The organism is Pseudomonas sp. BN415, assembly GCF_029871195.1.
Classification (GTDB): domain Bacteria; phylum Pseudomonadota; class Gammaproteobacteria; order Pseudomonadales; family Pseudomonadaceae; genus Metapseudomonas; species Metapseudomonas resinovorans.
The window spans coordinates 64,397-81,694 of sequence record NZ_SSOK01000067.1; the positions used below are offsets into that span (position 1 = coordinate 64,397).

General features: G+C 63.6%; 18 protein-coding genes. 8 read left to right on the plus strand and 10 right to left on the minus strand.

Going from position 1 to position 17,298, the window contains the following annotated elements; all coding sequences use genetic code 11:
* The first annotated feature begins 79 nt into the window (after positions 1-79).
* The 4 genes from E8F20_RS25545 (at position 80) to E8F20_RS25560 (ending at position 5,406) form a co-directional block, all read left to right on the plus strand.
* Positions 80-1,273, plus strand: coding sequence for an osmoprotectant NAGGN system M42 family peptidase (locus E8F20_RS25545; protein ID WP_280286242.1), 1,194 nt, complete (start codon positions 80-82; stop codon positions 1,271-1,273).
* Positions 1,274-1,335: 62 nt separating this feature from the next.
* On the plus strand, positions 1,336-4,113 hold the full coding sequence (locus E8F20_RS25550) for a hybrid sensor histidine kinase/response regulator (protein ID WP_280286243.1): 2,778 nt from the start codon (positions 1,336-1,338) through the stop codon (positions 4,111-4,113).
* 49 nt (positions 4,114-4,162) lie between these two features.
* The gene (locus E8F20_RS25555; protein WP_028628188.1) at positions 4,163-4,393 is read left to right on the plus strand and encodes a YheU family protein; all 231 of its coding nucleotides are present in this window, start codon (positions 4,163-4,165) and stop codon (positions 4,391-4,393) included.
* Between the two features lie 617 nt (positions 4,394-5,010).
* Positions 5,011-5,406 carry a hypothetical protein gene (locus E8F20_RS25560; RefSeq protein ID WP_280286244.1) on the plus strand — a complete coding sequence of 132 codons (396 nt, stop codon included), beginning with the start codon at positions 5,011-5,013 and terminating at the stop codon, positions 5,404-5,406.
* On the opposite strand, the gene cls is transcribed toward E8F20_RS25560, so the two are convergent.
* The 6 genes from cls to E8F20_RS25590 all read right to left on the minus strand — a co-directional run bounded on the left by cls (position 5,403) and on the right by E8F20_RS25590 (position 10,414).
* A complete protein-coding gene (gene cls, locus E8F20_RS25565; RefSeq protein WP_280286245.1) occupies positions 5,403-6,797 on the minus strand; it encodes a cardiolipin synthase in 1,395 nt (464 codons plus the stop codon). The genes E8F20_RS25560 and cls overlap by 4 nt on opposite strands.
* A 192-nt stretch (positions 6,798-6,989) precedes the next feature.
* Positions 6,990-7,322 (minus strand): YnfA family protein, encoded by a 333-nt coding sequence (locus tag E8F20_RS25570; protein WP_280286246.1) that lies wholly within the window; start codon positions 7,320-7,322, stop codon positions 6,990-6,992.
* Positions 7,323-7,362: 40 nt separating this feature from the next.
* On the minus strand, positions 7,363-7,791 hold the full coding sequence (locus E8F20_RS25575; RefSeq protein WP_137823433.1) for a hypothetical protein: 429 nt from the start codon (positions 7,789-7,791) through the stop codon (positions 7,363-7,365).
* Positions 7,792-7,866: 75 nt separating this feature from the next.
* A complete protein-coding gene (locus tag E8F20_RS25580) occupies positions 7,867-9,021 on the minus strand; it encodes an MFS transporter (RefSeq protein ID WP_280286247.1) in 1,155 nt (384 codons plus the stop codon).
* Positions 9,022-9,127: 106 nt separating this feature from the next.
* Positions 9,128-9,940: an SDR family oxidoreductase gene (locus E8F20_RS25585; protein WP_280286248.1), complete on the minus strand. Its 813-nt coding sequence runs from the start codon at positions 9,938-9,940 to the stop codon at positions 9,128-9,130.
* Between the two features lie 105 nt (positions 9,941-10,045).
* Positions 10,046-10,414, minus strand: coding sequence for a DUF2784 domain-containing protein (locus E8F20_RS25590; protein WP_280286249.1), 369 nt, complete (start codon positions 10,412-10,414; stop codon positions 10,046-10,048).
* Positions 10,415-10,510: 96 nt separating this feature from the next.
* On the opposite strand from E8F20_RS25590, the gene E8F20_RS25595 reads away from it, so the two are divergent.
* Positions 10,511-10,666 (plus strand): DUF3309 family protein, encoded by a 156-nt coding sequence (locus E8F20_RS25595; RefSeq protein WP_280286250.1) that lies wholly within the window; start codon positions 10,511-10,513, stop codon positions 10,664-10,666.
* Here E8F20_RS25595 and E8F20_RS25600 read toward each other — a convergent pair.
* The 3 genes from E8F20_RS25600 to E8F20_RS25610 form a co-directional block, all read right to left on the minus strand.
* Positions 10,663-10,980 (minus strand): chorismate mutase, encoded by a 318-nt coding sequence (locus E8F20_RS25600; protein WP_137823441.1) that lies wholly within the window; start codon positions 10,978-10,980, stop codon positions 10,663-10,665. The genes E8F20_RS25595 and E8F20_RS25600 overlap by 4 nt on opposite strands.
* 182 nt (positions 10,981-11,162) lie before the next feature.
* Positions 11,163-12,821: a cation acetate symporter gene (locus E8F20_RS25605; protein ID WP_280286251.1), complete on the minus strand. Its 1,659-nt coding sequence runs from the start codon at positions 12,819-12,821 to the stop codon at positions 11,163-11,165.
* On the minus strand, positions 12,821-13,129 hold the full coding sequence (locus E8F20_RS25610; RefSeq protein ID WP_028628196.1) for a DUF485 domain-containing protein: 309 nt from the start codon (positions 13,127-13,129) through the stop codon (positions 12,821-12,823). Before E8F20_RS25610 ends, E8F20_RS25605 begins: the two co-directional genes overlap by 1 nt.
* Positions 13,130-13,354: 225 nt before the next feature.
* Between E8F20_RS25610 and E8F20_RS25615 the strand changes: the two genes are divergently transcribed.
* Both E8F20_RS25615 and E8F20_RS25620 read left to right on the plus strand, forming a co-directional pair.
* The gene (locus tag E8F20_RS25615) at positions 13,355-13,579 is read left to right on the plus strand and encodes a DUF2061 domain-containing protein (protein WP_280286252.1); all 225 of its coding nucleotides are present in this window, start codon (positions 13,355-13,357) and stop codon (positions 13,577-13,579) included.
* A gap of 100 nt (positions 13,580-13,679) precedes the next feature.
* The gene (locus E8F20_RS25620) at positions 13,680-15,230 is read left to right on the plus strand and encodes a beta (1-6) glucans synthase (protein ID WP_280286253.1); all 1,551 of its coding nucleotides are present in this window, start codon (positions 13,680-13,682) and stop codon (positions 15,228-15,230) included.
* Between the two features lie 113 nt (positions 15,231-15,343).
* Here the strand turns inward: E8F20_RS25620 and E8F20_RS25625 are convergent, their stop codons facing one another.
* Entirely contained in the window at positions 15,344-15,727 is a 384-nt protein-coding gene (locus E8F20_RS25625; RefSeq protein ID WP_280286254.1) for a hypothetical protein, read from the minus strand.
* Between the two features lie 267 nt (positions 15,728-15,994).
* On the opposite strand from E8F20_RS25625, the gene E8F20_RS25630 reads away from it, so the two are divergent.
* Positions 15,995-17,290: a serine/threonine protein kinase gene (locus tag E8F20_RS25630; protein WP_280286255.1), complete on the plus strand. Its 1,296-nt coding sequence runs from the start codon at positions 15,995-15,997 to the stop codon at positions 17,288-17,290.
* Positions 17,291-17,298 lie beyond the last annotated feature (8 nt).

Sequence of the window (17,298 nt, forward strand, 5' to 3'; positions counted from 1 at the left end):
GCGGGCTCCATCCATCCTGCAGGACTATGCCGGCGGCAATCGCGGCGTCCAGCGCCGTGCAGCATTCCGAGGAGCAGCCATGAGCCAGACACGTCCCGAACCCGACCTCGCCTACCTGCAGAAGGTGCTGCTGGAGATGCTCGCCATTCCCAGCCCCACCGGTTTTACCGACACCATCGTGCGCTACGTCGCCGAGCGGCTGGACGAGATCGGCATTCCCTACGAGTTGACCCGGCGCGGAACCATCCGCGCCACGGTCAAGGGCCGGCAGAGCAGCCCCGACCGCGCGGTTTCAGCGCACCTGGACACCATCGGCGCCATCGTCCGTGAGGTGAAGGACAACGGCCGCCTCGGCCTGGCTCCCGTAGGCTGCTGGTCCAGTCGCTTCGCCGAGGGCAGCCGCGTCAGCCTGTTCGGTGACGGCCGGATCCTGCGCGGCAGCGTGCTGCCCCTGCTGGCCTCCGGGCACGCCTTCAACACCCAGGTGGATAGCCTGCCCATCAGTTGGGACCACGTGGAGCTGCGCCTGGATGCCTACAGCACAACCCGGGCCGACTGCGAGACCCTTGGCGTTTCAGTGGGCGACTTCGTCGCCTTCGACCCCCTGCCGGAGTTCACCGAAAGCGGGCATATCAGCGCGCGGCATCTCGACGACAAGGCCGGGGTGGCCGCCCTGCTCACCGCGCTCAAAGGCATCACCGAGGCCCGCCTGGTGCCTCCCATCGATTGTCACCCGCTGTTCACCATCACCGAGGAAATCGGCTCCGGATCGGCTGCCGCACTGCCCTGGGATGTCAGCGAGTTCGTCGGCATCGACATAGCCCCGGTCGCCCCCGGCCAGCACTCCAGCGAACATGCGGTGACCGTTGCCCTGCAGGACTCCGGCGGCCCCTACGACTTCCACCTCTCGCGGCATTTGCTGCGCCTGGCGGAGGCCCAGTCCATTCCGCTGCGCCGCGACCTGTTCCGCTACTACCACAGCGACGCCCAGTCGGCAGTCACCGCCGGCCATGACATCCGCACCGCCCTCGTGGCCTTCGGGTGCGATGCCACCCATGGCTATGAGCGCACCCACATCGACAGCCTGGAGGCCCTGACCCGCCTGCTCGGCGCCTACCTGATGAGCCCGCCGGTCTTCGCCAGCGACGCCGTGAACAGCCAGCAGTCCCTGGAGCCCTTCAGCCATCAGCTGGAGCATGACGCACAGATGGAGAGCGAGACACGCGTCCCGACCGTGGAAAGTCTTGTGGGAAAGGGTGACGGCAGCCCTTGAAGGGCGAGCCCACTAGGAGCAAAGTGCCATCCAGGGACGCATAACAACACGGGTGGTCACCCATGCTTCACCTTTCAGGCTGTGTGAAAACTGTCGCACTCGGTCTGGTCTTTCTTATGCTCTGGATCTGCCGGCCCGCCTTCGCCCAGGAGGCTGTGCCGCTCGACCGGGATCAACTGCGCCTTCCCCTCGGCCATTGGGTCGAATACCTGGAAGACCCCAAGGGCGAACTCGACCTCGAACAGGTACGCAAGCTCCCCGATCCGGCATTCAGGAAACTGCCGGGGAAACAGGCGAACCTCGGCAAGAACCGTTCGGTCTGGTGGTTCAAGGTGCACCTGGACAACCAGCGCACCCACGCCCTGGACGGCTACCTGGAGGCCAACTATCCGCTGCTGGACGACATCCGCCTCTACTACATCGCCGCTGACGGCCGCGTGCAGGCCCAGGAATCCGGCGACCGGTTCGCGTTCTCCCAGCGCCCGGTACATGTGCGCAACTTCTGGTTCCCCCTTCGCGTCGAGCCGGGCCAGAGCACGCTGATCCTGCGGGTGGAAAGCACCAGCACGCTGTTTGTGCCGCTGGTGTTCAGCACCTTTGACGCCAGCGCCGCCGCCCAGGAGAACCTCATGGGGTTCAACGGCGCCTTCTATGGCGTGCTGTTCGCCATGTTTTTCTACAACCTGTTCCTCTATCTATCGCTGCGCGAACCGGCCTACCTCTGGTACTTGGCCTACAACCTCAACGTCGGCCTGCTCGCGGCCTGCTTCGACGGCATGCTGTTCAAGCTGCTGCCGGACCATGTGGGGCTGCAGTCGGTGGCGATCTACATCTTCATGTACCTGCATTGCCTGACTGCAGTGCAGTTCAGCCGCCACTTCCTCCACACCAGACTGCACTTCCCACGTCTGGACCAGGTGCTGCGCGGACTGATGGCCGCGACCCTGGTGGCGGTGCTCAGCTTCCCGCTGATCGGCCTGCAGAACTGGAATATCCTCGCCAGCCTCACGGTCTCGGCAATCTCCGCCTTCCTCCTGTTCACCGGCATCTACGTCTGGCGCAAGGGTTTGCGCTACGGCTCCTACTACACCCTGGCCTGGGGTGTGCTGCTGTTCGCCTTCATCCAGATCACTACCGGTTCGCTGGGCGTCGAGGTATTGGGGTTGTTCGGCGCCACCGTGGTGAAAATCGGCGTCGCCATCGAACTGATCACCCTCTCCATCGGCCTGGCGGACCGTATCAACACCCTCAAGGAAGAAGGCTTCCGTTCGCGCCAGGCCGCCGAGCAAGCGCATTTCGAAAACCAGGCCAAGAGCCGCTTCCTGGCCACGATGAGTCACGAGATCCGCACCCCGCTCAATGGCGTGCTGGGCATGCTGCAACTGCTCAAGGAAACCCCGCTGGACCGCAGCCAGCGCTTCTACGTCGACACCATTTCCAGCTCGGGCACCGCGTTGATGACGGTGATCAACGACATCCTCGACTTCGCCCGAATCGAGTCGGGCAAGCTGGAACTGGAAAACATCGAGTTTGACCTGGAAGACCTGGCGTCGGACACGCTCGGTCTGTTCACCGCCCAGGCCATGGACAAGCGCCTGGGCCTGCACCTCAGCCTGGACACCGGGGTGCCTCGACGCATCCTGGGTGACCCGACGCGGCTCAAGCAGGTGCTGATGAACCTGCTGGGCAATGCCCTCAAGTTCACGGCCGAAGGCCATGTGGCGCTCAACCTCAGTCTGCGCCGCACCTCGGAAGGCAAGACGCACCTTGTGTTCAGCGTCATTGACAGTGGCATCGGCATCCGGCCCGAAGCGTTGGCCCAGCTGTTCGATTCCTTCGCCCAGGGCGACTCCAGCACCACGCGCCGCTACGGTGGCAGCGGCCTGGGCCTGGCGATCAGCAAAGAACTGGTGGAAATGATGGGCGGGCGCATCGAAGTACAGAGCACCCTCAACCAGGGCACCCGCTTCAGCTTCGATGTTCCCCTGCAGCCCGGCGAGTTCAATAGCGACGAAATGAACCAGCTGTTGGACAGCCGCACGGCTCTGCTCGCCTGCCAGGACGCCCTTGGCCTGGACGCCCTGAGTCGCCTGCTCGGCCGCTGGGGTATGCGCTGCGAGCGATGCCAGGACCCGGCCAGACTGATCGACCAGTTGGAAGACTTCGCCGTACCGCCCTTGCTGGTGTTGCAGGCACCCTGGCCGGGGGACCCGGAACGCTGGGTAGACAAGCTGCGTCCGCACCTGGAGCACGGCCAGCGCGTGCTGCTGATCTGCTCGCCGGAACACAGCCAGCAGCTCCCCGCAGGCGCTGGACTGCGCCTGCGGGCCCTGGCCCGGCCGCTTACCCTGGCACAACTGCGCGATACCCTGCAGGAACTCTACCGTGAGCGGCGTCTGGAAGAGCGTACCCAGCAACAGGAAGAGCGCCGCCGGGTGAGCGCCACACCCTGCATCCTGGTGGCTGAAGACAACCCGGTGAACCAGATGGTGGTCCAGGGCTTCCTCAAGAAGCGCGGCTATCTGGTCCGTACCGTGACCAATGGCGTAGCGGCGGTGGACGAGTATCAGCGCGACCCGGAGGGCATCCAGCTGATTCTGATGGATTGCGAAATGCCGGAAATGGACGGCTTCGAGGCCACCCGGCAGATTCGTCGGCTCGAACGCAACCGCAACTGGCCACCGGTGCCGATCGTCGCACTGACTGCGCATATCCTCGAAGAACACCGCCAGGCTGGCGCCGACGCCGGCATGGACGACTTCCTCGGCAAGCCTCTGGACAGCGCCCTGCTGTTCGCCACGCTGGAGCGCTTTATCCTGCGCCAGAGCGTGGACGGGTGACGGCATGGCGCGGGGGCGTTAGCATTTCGCCCCCGCTGGAGATCTCCCGATGCTCATTCCCTTTGACCTGCTCGAAGCCGATACCCTGACCCGCCTGATCGAGGACTTCGTGACTCGCGAAGGTACCGACAACGGCGACGACACCCCACTGGAAACCCGCGTGGAACGCGTCCGCCGGGCGTTGCAGAAAGGTGAGGCGGTGATCGCCTACGATCCCGACAGCCAACTCTGCCAGCTGATGCTCAAGCTGGACGTGCCCAAAGAGTGGCTGGAGGAGTAGCTCCCATTCCCTCGCAGGGACTCAACCCGCAGTGGGGAAGCGTCCAAGTGGTGATCGATCCACCAGTGGCAGGGTGGGCGAAAAAAACGGCAGGCACAAAAAAGGCCGCCACGGGGCGACCCAAACAAAGCACAGAGCACCAATAGACTCTGAAGTCAGAGTGTAGATGCCCTGTGATGAAATGATGACAGTAGGCTCGAATTCACCCTGCATTTCGTCGGCAATTTCCGCGAAAAACGCATAAACCGCTCTAGAACGAGACTTTCGCTCGACACGTGCGACGTACTCTCCGATGCGCGAATCGACTGTCTTTGCTTATAAATTCCCTCGCACTGGCGAGACATTTCGTACAGACCTTCAACCTTGAGCGCCTACAACGCCGCTCGCTAGAGTCCCTGACCGTTGCGGTTGGAACCGCGATCGGGAGTCGCAACCCGAACTTCACGCAGGTCACGACCCACCTGGTACGCAATTGCTACATGGTGGGCCGTGCAGGGAAGGCTTCGGCCTTGCCGGGTTTTCCTCGCGTAACCGGTTTGCGACCCCTGCACGGCCCGCCGCCCTACCGTGTCGTGACGGTAAGGTGCGGCTTCTCTGGTAAGCGAGGAAGCAAGGATATGCAAAGCCTACACACCACGCAGATATGCATCAGCACCACAGGCGATCTGCCGCAATGCGGATGCACGGTTACCGATTTCACCCCACTTTCACTTTCCTCCCAGCCCTATGGCGACGTTCTCTACGTGAACGTCCAGGCGCCTTCGAACCACCTGTTCGAAGCCGCCAACCAGCGCATGGCCGCCCTCGGCGACCTGCTGCGCATCCTGGAGAGCGGCAACGGCAACAACGTCCTGCCCCAGGAATCCGCTCGGCTCGCGTCGGCCCTGGGTCTGCTCCTGGCCGATGCCCAGGCGTTGCACGAAGCGGCCTACCATCGTGCCCGGGCAGACGAGGTCCTGGCCCGCAGCCAACCCCCTACTGTCGTCACCACGCCTTTCGCCCCCCCCGCCTAAAGCCAGTATTCCCAGACGCGCCCGATCCGCTCGCTGAGACGGGCGCGAATGGGACGGCGCTGCCACGCCTCGACGGTCAGTTCGTCCGAGCCTTTCACATCCTCCAGAAACGCTTTGCGCATCCGCGCGCCGAAGTCCGCCCCCAGCACGACGACGTTGACCTCCTGGTTGTGCAGGAAGCTGCGCCAGTCGAGGTTGGTAGACCCCACCGTGGACCAGACACCATCTATCACCCCTGCCTTCACATGGAGCAGCGCGTCGCGGCGCTCGTAGAGCCGCACGCCGGCCTCCAGCAACTCGGTGTAATAGGCTCGACCGGCGTGGAAAACCAACCAGGAGTCGGTGCTGCTGGGCACCACAATGCGTACGTCGACGCCACGGGCCACGGCGGACTTGAGGGCATCGAGCAACTGCGGGTCGGGCACGAAGTAGGCGCTGGTCAGCCAGATTTCACTCTGCGCGCTACGCAGTGCGGAGATGAGGGTGGCGTATATCTGGCTGTACGGCTCGTCCGGCGAACTGCCGATGGCCCGCACCACCTCGCGGCCCTTGCGCTCCAGGGGCGGGAAGTAGTGGCGCGCGACCAGGGGCCCGCCTTTCTGCCGGTCCCAGGTGGTGATGAAGAGTTTTTGCAGGTCCGCGACCACCGGACCTTCGATGCGCAGGTCGGTATCGCGCCAGGGCAGATCGCGTTCCGGCTTGCCCTGACGGCTCGAACCGAAGGAACCGCTGGAGTACACGCCACTGATGTTCACCCCGCCGAGAATGGCGACGCGCCCGTCGACGATCAGCAGCTTGCGGTGGTCGCGCTGGTTGAGTTCCCAGCCGGCCTTGGCGCTCATGGGATTGACCGGATTGAACTCCACCAGCCTGATGCCGGATTCGCGCAAGCGCGCGAAGAAGGCCGGCGGCGTGCCCAGGGTGCCGACACTGTCGTAGATCAGGTTGACCTGTACGCCGCTGCGCTGCTTGGCGATCAGTGCGTCGGCGAAGCGCTGTCCCACGTCATCGCCTTCGAGGATGTAAGTCTCCATGTTGATGTGATCCCGCGCGGCCTCGATCGCCTCGAACATCGCTTCGTAGGTTTGCGGGCCGTCCTGCAGCAGGTCGACCCGGTTACCGGTGGTGAGCGGGCTGCCGACCAGGGACTCTTCGATCGCCAGGTGCAGGTCGAAGATGTTGGTTTCCATACCGGAAGCCTTGAGCCGGTCGAGAATGGCCTTGCTGCGCTCATCCGAAAGCGGGCCATGGGTGCCGTCCACCTGCACGGGGGTGGCCGGCGAGTGGATCATGTCGGGGTTGATGCGGGGCAGCGAGGTGCAGCCCAGGAGGAGCGATGCATAGAGCGCCACCAGGACACGCGCCGCTGTCCCTGATGACGGCTGTTTCATCCAGCATCCTCCTGCGCGGCAGGGGGGGGTTGTCGCCCGGAATCTGTATCGGCAGCCTTGGAGGCCTCTTTCCGGGTTGCCATGTGGGGTTCGACAGCGGTCAAGCAGCAAGGTGCCAGCAGTTTCGACCTGTCCCTGATCCCATGGGGCGAACTCACTGGCAATAGCTGTTCGGCGCGGCAGGGGTCGGCGTCAATTCTGCGAGAAGCGCGGCCCCAGCAGGATGATGGTGGCCCCCATCACACACAGCGCCGCACCGAACCAGTCGCTGGCCAGCGGGCGGGTGCGCTCCACCACGCCGAGCCAGAGCAGCGAGGCGACGATGTAGATGCCGCCATAGGCCGCATAGGCGCGGCCGGCGTAGGCGGCTTCCACGCGGGTGAGCAGCAGGGCGAAGAGGGTCAGGCTGAGCAGGCCGGGGACGACCCACCAGGCGCTCTTGCCCATCCGCAGCCAAAGCCAGAAGGCGTAGCAGCCGCCGATTTCGAAAAGCGCAGCGAGGAAGAACCAGAGGTAGTTGAGCATGGGGCAATCCCTTGATGTGCGGGACGAGTGGGTAGACGGATCAGCCGTGTACGCCGCCTTCACGTTCCCAGGCGCAGCGCACCCGCAGGTTGTCTTCCTGGGGACTGTGCAAGCCCTGCTCGCTTTCCCAGCGGAAGGTGTGAATGCCGTTGAGTTCGGTTTCCAGATGGACCACGGCGCTGCTCCAGTAGAGCTGTTTGAGCAGGGCTTCGAACGCCTTCACCCACAGACTCCACTCGTACTCCACCGCCGGATAGCTAGCGCCGAAGTGGATCACTTGAGTGCGAAACAGACCTTCGCCCGGTTGCTCGCAGCAGGAGAACATTTCGCGACCGAGAAAGGGCCAGGCCTCGCCACTGGGCAGGCTCGCCAGCACACTGCGGTTGGTCTCGCGGCGCAGGCGATGCGCCTGATCGTCGAGCGACGGCCAGTCGCGGATGCAGCCATAGACAATGGATTCGGACTCCACACGGGCACTCCAGTAAAACAGTGGCAGCCTTCTAACACAGGACTGCCACGGGAGAAAGGAAATGCGTCGAAGTCCTCAACGCTTGCCGCGGCCCAGCAGCCAGGCGAGCCCGCACATGACCAGCGCCAGCCCGGTAATCACCATGAACGGCACCTGGTAGTTGCCTGCCAGGTCACGGCCGAGGCCGGCGAGGATCGGCGTAAGGCTGCCCAGGCCGTAGCCGGCGAACAGCATCATCGCGGTCCAGCGGCTCACCGCCAGGGGCGCGTCAGCTTCGTAGAGCGGCAGCACCAGGGATAGTGCGAAGGAACCGCTCAGCCCCAGGCCCAGCAGCGCCGCCCAGACTTCCGGAGTCAGGGTCGGCTGGAAGCAGATCATGCCCAGGCAGATGGTGCTGATCAGGCCGCAGACCAGCAGCAGCTGATAGCGGTTGTCGAAGCGCTGGGCCATCCAGGGCAGGATGAAAGCGCTGGGCAGGCCCACCAGCATGAAGAAACTGAACAGGCTGTTGCTGCGCAGCAGGCTGAGACCGGCCTCATGGTAACGAGCCACCAGCCAGGTAGTCAGGGCATAGAACAGGCCGGCCTGGAGCGCGAAGAAGGCGGTCATCAGCCAAGCCCGCGGCTCGCCCCACGGCAAGCCGCCCTGCCCCGCTTCGCTGGAGGGTTCGGCGCGATTGGGCAGGCACAGCCAGAGCAGCACCGCCAGCAGCGCCGGCAGGGACCAGAAGGCCAGACCGAAGTGCCACTGGTCACCCAGCAGTTGGGTCACCGGTGGAGTCAGAACGGCCCCGGCGGCACCGCCAATCGTCATGCTCAGGGAATACCAGGCAACCACACGCCCCATCTGGTGGTGGAAATGACGCTTGATGAAGCCGGACAACAAGGGGCCGGCAACGGCGATTCCTGCCCCCATGGCCACCGCGCTGCCAATCAGCACGGCACTGGCATGGCCGCCCAGACGCGCCAGTAGCGCAAGGCCGATCAACACGAGGCAGACGGTGATAACCCGCTCCAGGCCGAATCGCACCGCCAGGCGTGGGGCCAGGGGAGCCAGGAGCCCCATGCAAAGCACCGGCAGTGCGGTCGTCAGGCTGATCAGGCTGCGACTCAGGGCCAGTTCGTGGGCAATACGTTCGATCAGGGGGGCAAGTGAGGTGATACCGGGCCGCAGGTTGATCGCGGCAAGCACCAGCGCCAGCATCAGCAGCGCTCGGGAGAAGGGTTTCACGAGGGTCCATCCGAGTTGGCCGAGGCCGGGGGAGAAACCCTACTCCCCCGGTCCGCCGCCGGGCAACCCCGAACAGTGCCGAAGCTGACCGGTCAGACAGCCCCGATCAGGCGTTGCCGTGGTGCTTGGCGCGCATCTTGGCGGCCATGCTGGCCATTTCGTCGTAGAGCGCCTGCGGGTTCTTCTGCTTTACCGCCCAGGCCATGCGGCCCTGCTCGTGAGGCAGGATCATGAAGGTGCCGGCGGTCACTTCCTGGAAGATGTAGTCGGCGATATCGGCCGCGCTGATTGGCGAGCTTTCCAGCAGCTTGCCCACCTGCTGCTTCATCGCCGGGGTCGGGCCACGGAAGGAGTCCAGCAGGTTGGTCTGGAAGAAGGACGGGCACACCACATGCACCCCCACGCCCTCTTCTTTCAGTTCGATCAGCAGGCTTTCCGACAGAGCCACCACGCCGGCCTTGGCGACGTTGTAGTTGCTCATCGCCGGCCCCTGCATCAGTGCAGCCATGGAAGCGACGTTGACAATTCGACCCTTGCTCTTTTGCAGCAGAGGCAGGAAGGCCTTGCAGCCCTTGACCACCCCCATCAGGTTGATCGCGATCTGCCAGTCCCAATCCTCCAGGGACAACTCCTCGAAGAAGCCACCCGAGGCAACGCCAGCGTTGTTGACGATGATGTCGATGCCACCGAGCTTCTCTTCACAGGCCTGGGCGAACGCGGTGAGCTGGCTGTAGTCGCGTACGTCGCAGCGCTGGGTGAAACCATCGCCGCCAGCCTCACGGACCAGCTTGAGGGTTTCAGCCAGGCCGGCCTCGTTGACGTCGGACATGGCCAGCTTCCAGCCCTCGCGCGCCCAGCGCAGGGCGATTTCGCGACCGAGGCCGGAACCGGCGCCGGTGATCATGATGCGGTTGTGCATGGTGAGGTGCCTTTTATGCTTGTGCGGTAGATGAACCGCAGTGTAGCGAAGGCCATAATCCCGCCGCCCCTGAATCACGCTGCTGAATGATGAGGGCAAACGCCGCTAGCGGCGCATCATCGAACGCCTCGCCAGCAGGCAGTAGGGCACCAGGTTGATCAGCAGCACGACAACCCCGAGCCAGAGCTGAATGCCCGGCGTCAGCCCCGCCGGATAGATCACCGGCACCAGGTAGTGTTCGATGAATCCGCCGCTGAATCCCTGCTCCCCCGCAGCTAATCGCAGACGGTTCTCCAGGGGCGTGAGCGGGCAGGCCAGATGCAGGAATTCCACCGTGGCGCCCCAGACCACCGCTGGCAGGTGCAGCCAGACAAGACGCGGCCACTTCAGCACCAGCAACCCACCCAGCACGACAAAGAGGATGAAGCTCAGGTGCAGCAGCAACACGGCATCAGCGGCGATCCGGTAGCTCACGGTGAGTTATCCACAGGGTCGTTTTCCTTGAACTACCACGGAAGGTGGTCAGTCGGTAACTGGGAGCATGGTCAATGTTGCCATCGAGGAGTCCCCATGATCACCCTTCTGCTGCTCATCATCCTGATCCTGCTGCTGATCGGCGGCCTGCCGGTCTTCCCCCACTCCCGCAACTGGGGCTACGGCCCGTCGGGCATGGTCGGGGTGCTGCTGGTCATCGTGGTCGTGCTGTTGCTGTTCGGGATGATCTAGCCGCCTCCTCCCGCAACCTGCCCGTTGCCTTGGCGAAGCCGGGAATGCTCGCTGAGTTCGGCCTCAATAAAGGCCGAGATCATTGCCCGATAGACGGCTTCGACCACGCGCTCGTCGGCCCCTGACTCCGCTGCCAGCGCCCGGACCCGAGCAATGACGGCAGCCACCCGTTGCGGCGCCTCGACCTCCGCCTGGTCACGCTTGTACCGAGCGGCCTGCCGCACATAGGCACCTCGTTCGGCGAGCAAGGCGACTATTCGGCGGTCGAGCGAATCGATCTGGGCTCGAACCTCGTCAAGGCTTCTGCAATCCATGGTTTCCATTGTCGCTCCCTGTAGAAGGTTGATTGCGGTTACTGATGGCCCCTATCGAAGGCTAACCATCACGTGCAGACCTTACACGCGCAGCACGTGGGACAGGGAGCACAGCAGACCCCACGAACAACAAAAAGGGCAGCCCGAAGGCTGCCCCAAGTCTTGCAAGGGATAACGTCGAATCAGTGCGCGACGGCACCGCTGGCGCCCAGGCCAGTCTGAGAACGCACGAACTGCGGGTAGAAGCGCGCACGCTCCTCGTCTGCAGCGGTCGACTTGTCGGTGATGGAGAAGAACCAGATACCGATGAAGGCAACCAGGATGGAGAACAGCGCCGGGTACTCGTAGGGGTAGACCGGGGTCGCATGGCCGAGGATCTGCACCCAGATGGTTGGGCCGAGGACCATCAGGCCAACGGCGGTGATCAGGCCGAGCCAGCCACCGATCATCGCGCCACGAGTGGTCAGCTTCTTCCAGTACATGGAGAGGATCAGGACCGGGAAGTTGCAGCTGGCGGCGATGGAGAACGCCAGGCCGACCATAAAGGCGATGTTCTGCTTCTCGAACAGGATGCCAAGGCCGATGGCCACGAAGCCCAGGACCACGGTGGTGATCTTCGATACGCGCAGCTCGTCCTTCTCGCTCGCCTTGCCCTTCTTGAACACGGAAGCGTAGAGGTCGTGGGACACGGCCGAGGCACCGGCCAGGGTCAGGCCGGCAACCACCGCCAGGATGGTGGCGAAGGCCACGGCAGAGATGAAGCCGAGGAAGAGGCTGCCGCCCACGGCGTTGGCCAGGTGCACCGCCGCCATGTTGTTGCCGCCCAGCAGCGCGCCGGTGGCGTCCTTGAAGGCCGGGTTGGTGCTGACCAGCAGGATCGCGCCAAAGCCGATGATGAAGGTCAGGATGTAGAAGTAACCGATGAAACCAGTGGCGTAGAACACCGACTTGCGGGCTTCCTTGGCGTCGCTGACGGTGAAGAAGCGCATCAGGATGTGCGGCAGGCCCGCGGTACCGAACATCAGGGCCAGGCCGAGGGAGATGGCGGAGATCGGATCTTTCACCAAGCCGCCGGGGCTCATGATGGCCTCGCCTTTCGGGTGGACCTTGATGGCTTCGCTGAACAGGGCAGCGATGTCGAAGTTGACGTGCTTGAGCACCATGATCGCCATGAAGGAGGCGCCGGAGAGCAGCAGAACCGCCTTGATGATCTGCACCCAGGTGGTGGCCAGCATGCCGCCGAACAGCACGTAGAGCACCATCAGCACGCCCACCAGGATCACGGCCACGTGGTAGTTGAGGCCGAACAGCAACTCGATCAGCTTGCCGGCGCCGACCATCTGCGCAATCAGGTAGAAGGCCACCACCACCAACGAACCGCTGGCGGACAGGGTGCGGATTTCTTTCTGTTTCAGACGATAAGAGGCAACGTCGGCGAAGGTGTACTTGCCGAGGTTACGCAGGCGTTCGGCGATCAGGAACAGGATCACCGGCCAGCCCACCAGGAAGCCGATGGAGTAGATCAGGCCGTCGTAGCCGGAGGTGAACACCAGGGCGGAAATACCCAGGAAAGACGCCGCCGACATGTAGTCACCGGCGATTGCCAGACCGTTCTGGAAACCGGTGATGCTGCCACCGGCGGTGTAGAAGTCGGAGGCCGACTTGCTGCGCTTGGAGGCCCAGTAGGTGATGTACAGGGTGGCGCCGACGAAGGCGACGAACATGACAATGGCCGAGGCGTTCAGCGGCTGCCGCTGGACATCGCCTTCGATGGCACCGGCAGCCCAGAGGGCGGGCGCCACGATCATCAGGCCGAGGACGGCAAGGATGCGCGCGATCATTACTGGACCTCCTTGAGGATCTCGTGGTTCAGGCGGTCGAACTCGCCGTTGGCGCGGCGAACGTAAATGCCGGTCAGCACGAAGGCCGACAGGATGAGACCGACACCGATCGGGATACCCCAGGTAACCGGAGAGTCAGGGCTGATGCGCGTGCCGAGCACTTGCGGCTCGAAGGCGATCAGGAGAATGAAGGCCAGATAAAGGCCCAGCATGATGGCAGAGAGTATCCAGGCGAAGCGCTCTCGCTTGGAAACCAGTTCCTGAAAACGCGGATTCTCCTGAATCCGCTTGTAGGTGCTGTCGTTCATTGTTGTTGTCCTCCACAGCGCGGGTTGCTGGTGGAGCCAACAATAGAACGGTCGTACAAGCACAACAGACGACCTTAGTCGTAACTCGAGACCAATATCGACCAAGGTCGTACTCAAGCCATACAGCAAAACTATCAGCACCATGCTGGATGAACATTTCCATCCATCGTTTGGCAGGTCTAGCCTGAGCACATCGAATAATCATTCTCATTGCTGAGGTGCGCCATGCTCAAGACCGTGACCTTCACCCTCATGCACTTCTGCATTGCCTTCAGCGTGGCCTACGCCCTGACCGGCAGCCTGACGGTTGGTGGATTGGTGGCGGCGGTCGAGCCACTGTGCAACTCGGTAGGTTTCTACTTCCACGAGAAGATCTGGAATCGCTTCGAGAAGGGCGACAAGCCGAAACAGGAAATCCCCAAGCACGCCTGGTTGCACCATCACGCATAACGGACATTCCCTGTGCGGATTTTCCACTGCGGGCCGTAGGAGCGATGAGGGCTAATCCGCTAAGATGCGCGGCTTTGCCCCCACGCAAGCATCCTTACCCATGAGTCAGAACGCCCGTTTCCCTGCACTCCCCTACCTGTTCGCCTTCCTGATCGCCGCCTTAGCCCTCGCGGGCCTCTGGTACGGCTTGGGCAAGCCAGTGATCCTGCCGGACGCTGCTACTCCCAGCCACAAGCTGCAGTGCGCGTCCTACAGCCCATTCGACAAAGACCAGTCGCCGTTCGATCAGCCCTTCGTGCTGCGCCCCGAACGCATGGACGCTGACCTCGCCCTGCTGGCAACCCGCTTCCACTGCGTGCGCACCTACTCGATGACCGGTCTGGAAGCCATTCCGGAGCTGGCTCGCAAACACGGCCTGAAGCTGATGCTGGGCGCTTGGGTGAACGGCAACCCGCTGGACACCCAGAAAGAGATCGAGGCCCTGATCAAGGCCGCCAACGCCAACCCGGACGTGGTGCAGTCAGTGATCGTGGGTAACGAGACCCTGCTACGCAAGGAAGTCACTGGCGCCCAGTTGGCCAAGCTGATCGAGCAGGTCAAGGCTCAGGTGAAGCAGCCGGTGACCTACGCCGACGTTTGGGAATTCTGGCTGAAGCACCCGGAAGTCGCTCCGGCAGTGGACTTCCTGACCATCCACCTGCTGCCCTACTGGGAAGACGACCCTGCCGGCATCGACCAGGCCCTGCGCCATGCGGCCGAAATCCGCCAGGTGTTCGGCAACCGCTTCGCACCTAAGGACATCTTCATCGGTGAAACCGGCTGGCCCAGCGAAGGCCGCCAGCGCGAAACCGCGGTACCGAGCCGGGTCAACGAAGCCAAGTTCATTCGTGGCTTCGTTGCCATGGCCGAGCAGAACGGTTGGGGCTACAACCTGATCGAAGCCTTCGACCAGCCCTGGAAGCGCGCCAGTGAAGGCGCAGTCGGCGGTTACTGGGGCCTGTTCGATGCTGACCGCCAGGACAAAGGCGTGCTCGCCGGTCCGGTCAGCAACCTGCCCAACTGGCCTATGTGGTTGGGCGTTTCCGGTGTGATTTTCCTCGCCACCCTGGCACTCGCCGGTCGCCCCGCCTCCAACCGCGCCGCCCTGCTGCTACCGCTGTTGGCGGCCGTGGGCGCTGCCTGCATCGGCCTGTGGGGCGAAATGGCGCGCGTCACCAGCCGCTTCGTCGGTGAATGGTTGTGGGCGGTATTCCTGGTTGGGCTCAATCTGATCGTCCTGGCCCACGGCGCCCTGGCCCTGTCCGCTCGCGGCGGAGCGCGCAGTCGCCTGTTCGACTGGCTGGAAACCCGTGGCGGCTGGTGGCTGGCCGCGTCCGGCTTCGCCGGCGCAGTGCTGATGCTGGCCCTGGTGTTCGATGCCCGCTACCGCAGTTTCCCCAGCGCAGCCTTGCTGCTGCCAGCCCTGGTCTACCTGTTCCGCCCGGTGGCCGCCCCGCGCCGCGAGATCGCACTGATGGCGGTCCTGATCGGCGCCGGCATCGTGCCCCAGCTCTACGAAGAAACCTTGGGTAACCTCCAGGCCATCGGTTGGGCCGCGGTAAGCACCCTGCTACTGGCCGCCCTGTGGCGGAGCCTGCGGGTTCGCGGCTGAGCCGTCCTCACCCGGCCCTGCTCCCTCGGAGGAGCGGTAAGGGCGGTTTCAGGACGGGACACCGGCAACAAAAAAGGACGCTCGAAGCGTCCTTTTTTGCACCTGTTGAATCCTCAGGCCGGTACGGGCACCGACGCCACCTGGCGGCGCACCAGCCGCAGGCCTGCGATGACACAGGCGAAAACCGCGAGGCTGGCGGTGTACAGCACAAGGGCCGGCAGGGCGAAGAGCAATGCCAGCAAGGCCAGGCCCCAGCCTGTACGGCCCGGTATGAAGAAAGCGACCAGGGCGGCAGCGAACCCGATCCAGGCGATGACACGGAAGTGGATCAGCAGCCCCAGGCCAGCGCGCACCTGGCACTCCCAGCGTTGCGCTTCGTCGACGCACAGGCCGACCCATTGGCCGTCCTCCATCAGGGCGAAACGAACCCCGTAGCTGGCGGCCAGCCAGAGCGGCAGCAGAATCAGCAGCAGGATGAGGGACGAACGGCTGGACATGGTTCTCTCCGAATAGGTAAGCGGCGCCAAGGATACCCCCGCAATGGCGCTATGCAAGAACCTTCCACCAATCTGCCACAACCTGGCCTGACGTACGGCCCGCACTCACAGAACTTGCAGTTGTCATAGGCTCGGTATTCACTCATGACGTTCGCTTATAAGGAACGCGACCCGGCAGCCCTGACAGGCAAACCCCGGGGGAGTGACTGGAGCCTGCCCGCAACCGCGGGATCCGGACTCCGCAGAATCTGAACAGGGACCTTTCCTATGCTCCGTCTTCGCCTTGCCGCCCTACTGGGCAGCCTGACCCTCTGCGCTCCCGTGCTGGCCGCGGACCTGGATGCAGCCAGTTATGGCTTTCCGATCACCAACCCGTTCGAGGCGACCATCGCCACCACGCCTCCGCACCTGCGCAGCGCGGTGCCGACGGACGACGACATCGACCAGTCCGACTATGACCTGAAGCTGCGTCCAGAGCGCGAAAGCGAGTTGCCGGACAATTTCTGGTCAGTGAAGAAGTTGCGCTACCGCCTCGCCAAGCAAAAGGGCCCTGCCCCGCTGGTGTTCGTCATTGCCGGCACGGGCGGTCACTACGCCAGCACCCATGCCGAGAACCTGAAGAAGCTGTTCTACGGCGCCGGTTACCACGTGGTGCAGCTTTCTTCGCCCACCAGTTACGACTTCATGGCCGCCGCCTCGCGTCATGCGACCCCTGGGCTTTCCGCCGAAGACGCCGACGACCTCTATCGGGTGATGCAGGCGGTGCGTGCCCAACATCCGGACCTGCCGATCACCGACTTCTACCTGACCGGCTACAGCCTCGGCGCCCTGGAGGCGGCCTTCGTCAGCCACCTGGACGAAACCCGTCGCAGCTTCAATTTCAAGCGCGTGCTACTGCTCAATCCGCCGGTGAACCTTTACACCTCCGTGACCAACCTAGATCGTCTGGTGCAGACCCGCGTGAAGGGCGTCGACGACACCACCACCTTCTATCAGGTGGTGCTGGGCAAGCTGACCCGCTACTTCCAGCAGAAGGGCTACATCGACCTCAATGATGCCCTGCTGTTCGACTTCCAGGAATCAAAACAGCGGCTGTCCAACGAGCAGATGGCCATGCTGATCGGCACCTCATTCCGCTTTTCGTCCTCGGACATCGCCTTCACCTCGGACCTGATCAACCATCGCGGACTGATCACTCCGGTGCAATTGCCCATCAGCGAAGGCACCAGCCTGACGCCGTTCTACAAGCGCGCACTGCAATGTGATTTCGACTGTTACATCACCGAGCAGTTGATCCCCTACTGGCGCGCCCGATACGACGGCGGCAGCCTGACCCAACTGATCGACCAGGTCAGCCTCTATGCCCTGGAGGACTACCTGAAGGACAACAGCAAGATCGCCGTGATGCACAACGCCGACGACCTCATCCTCGGCCCTGGCGACCTGGGCTTCCTGCGCCGCACCCTGGGCGACCGCCTGACCGTCTACCCCCATGGCGGGCACTGCGGCAACCTCAACTACCGCGTCAACGGCGACGCCATGCTGGAGTTCTTCCGTGGCTAAGAAAGCAC

Coding starts and splice junctions, on each gene's coding strand:
- E8F20_RS25570 (WP_280286246.1), bottom strand. CDS start 7,322: ATGCTCAACTACCTCTGGTTCTTCCTCGCTGCGCTTTTCGAAATCGGC.
- E8F20_RS25585 (WP_280286248.1), bottom strand. CDS start 9,940: ATGCACAACCGCATCATGATCACCGGCGCCGGTTCCGGCCTCGGTCGC.
- E8F20_RS25625 (WP_280286254.1), bottom strand. CDS start 15,727: ATGTCCAGCCGTTCGTCCCTCATCCTGCTGCTGATTCTGCTGCCGCTC.
- E8F20_RS25555 (WP_028628188.1), top strand. CDS start 4,163: ATGCTCATTCCCTTTGACCTGCTCGAAGCCGATACCCTGACCCGCCTG.
- E8F20_RS25545 (WP_280286242.1), top strand. CDS start 80: ATGAGCCAGACACGTCCCGAACCCGACCTCGCCTACCTGCAGAAGGTG.
- E8F20_RS25630 (WP_280286255.1), top strand. CDS start 15,995: ATGCTCCGTCTTCGCCTTGCCGCCCTACTGGGCAGCCTGACCCTCTGC.
- E8F20_RS25620 (WP_280286253.1), top strand. CDS start 13,680: ATGAGTCAGAACGCCCGTTTCCCTGCACTCCCCTACCTGTTCGCCTTC.
- cls (WP_280286245.1), bottom strand. CDS start 6,797: ATGAAACAGCCGTCATCAGGGACAGCGGCGCGTGTCCTGGTGGCGCTC.
- E8F20_RS25600 (WP_137823441.1), bottom strand. CDS start 10,980: ATGGATTGCAGAAGCCTTGACGAGGTTCGAGCCCAGATCGATTCGCTC.
- E8F20_RS25610 (WP_028628196.1), bottom strand. CDS start 13,129: ATGAACGACAGCACCTACAAGCGGATTCAGGAGAATCCGCGTTTTCAG.
- E8F20_RS25615 (WP_280286252.1), top strand. CDS start 13,355: ATGCTCAAGACCGTGACCTTCACCCTCATGCACTTCTGCATTGCCTTC.
- E8F20_RS25605 (WP_280286251.1), bottom strand. CDS start 12,821: ATGATCGCGCGCATCCTTGCCGTCCTCGGCCTGATGATCGTGGCGCCC.
- E8F20_RS25595 (WP_280286250.1), top strand. CDS start 10,511: ATGATCACCCTTCTGCTGCTCATCATCCTGATCCTGCTGCTGATCGGC.
- E8F20_RS25560 (WP_280286244.1), top strand. CDS start 5,011: ATGCAAAGCCTACACACCACGCAGATATGCATCAGCACCACAGGCGAT.
- E8F20_RS25550 (WP_280286243.1), top strand. CDS start 1,336: ATGCTTCACCTTTCAGGCTGTGTGAAAACTGTCGCACTCGGTCTGGTC.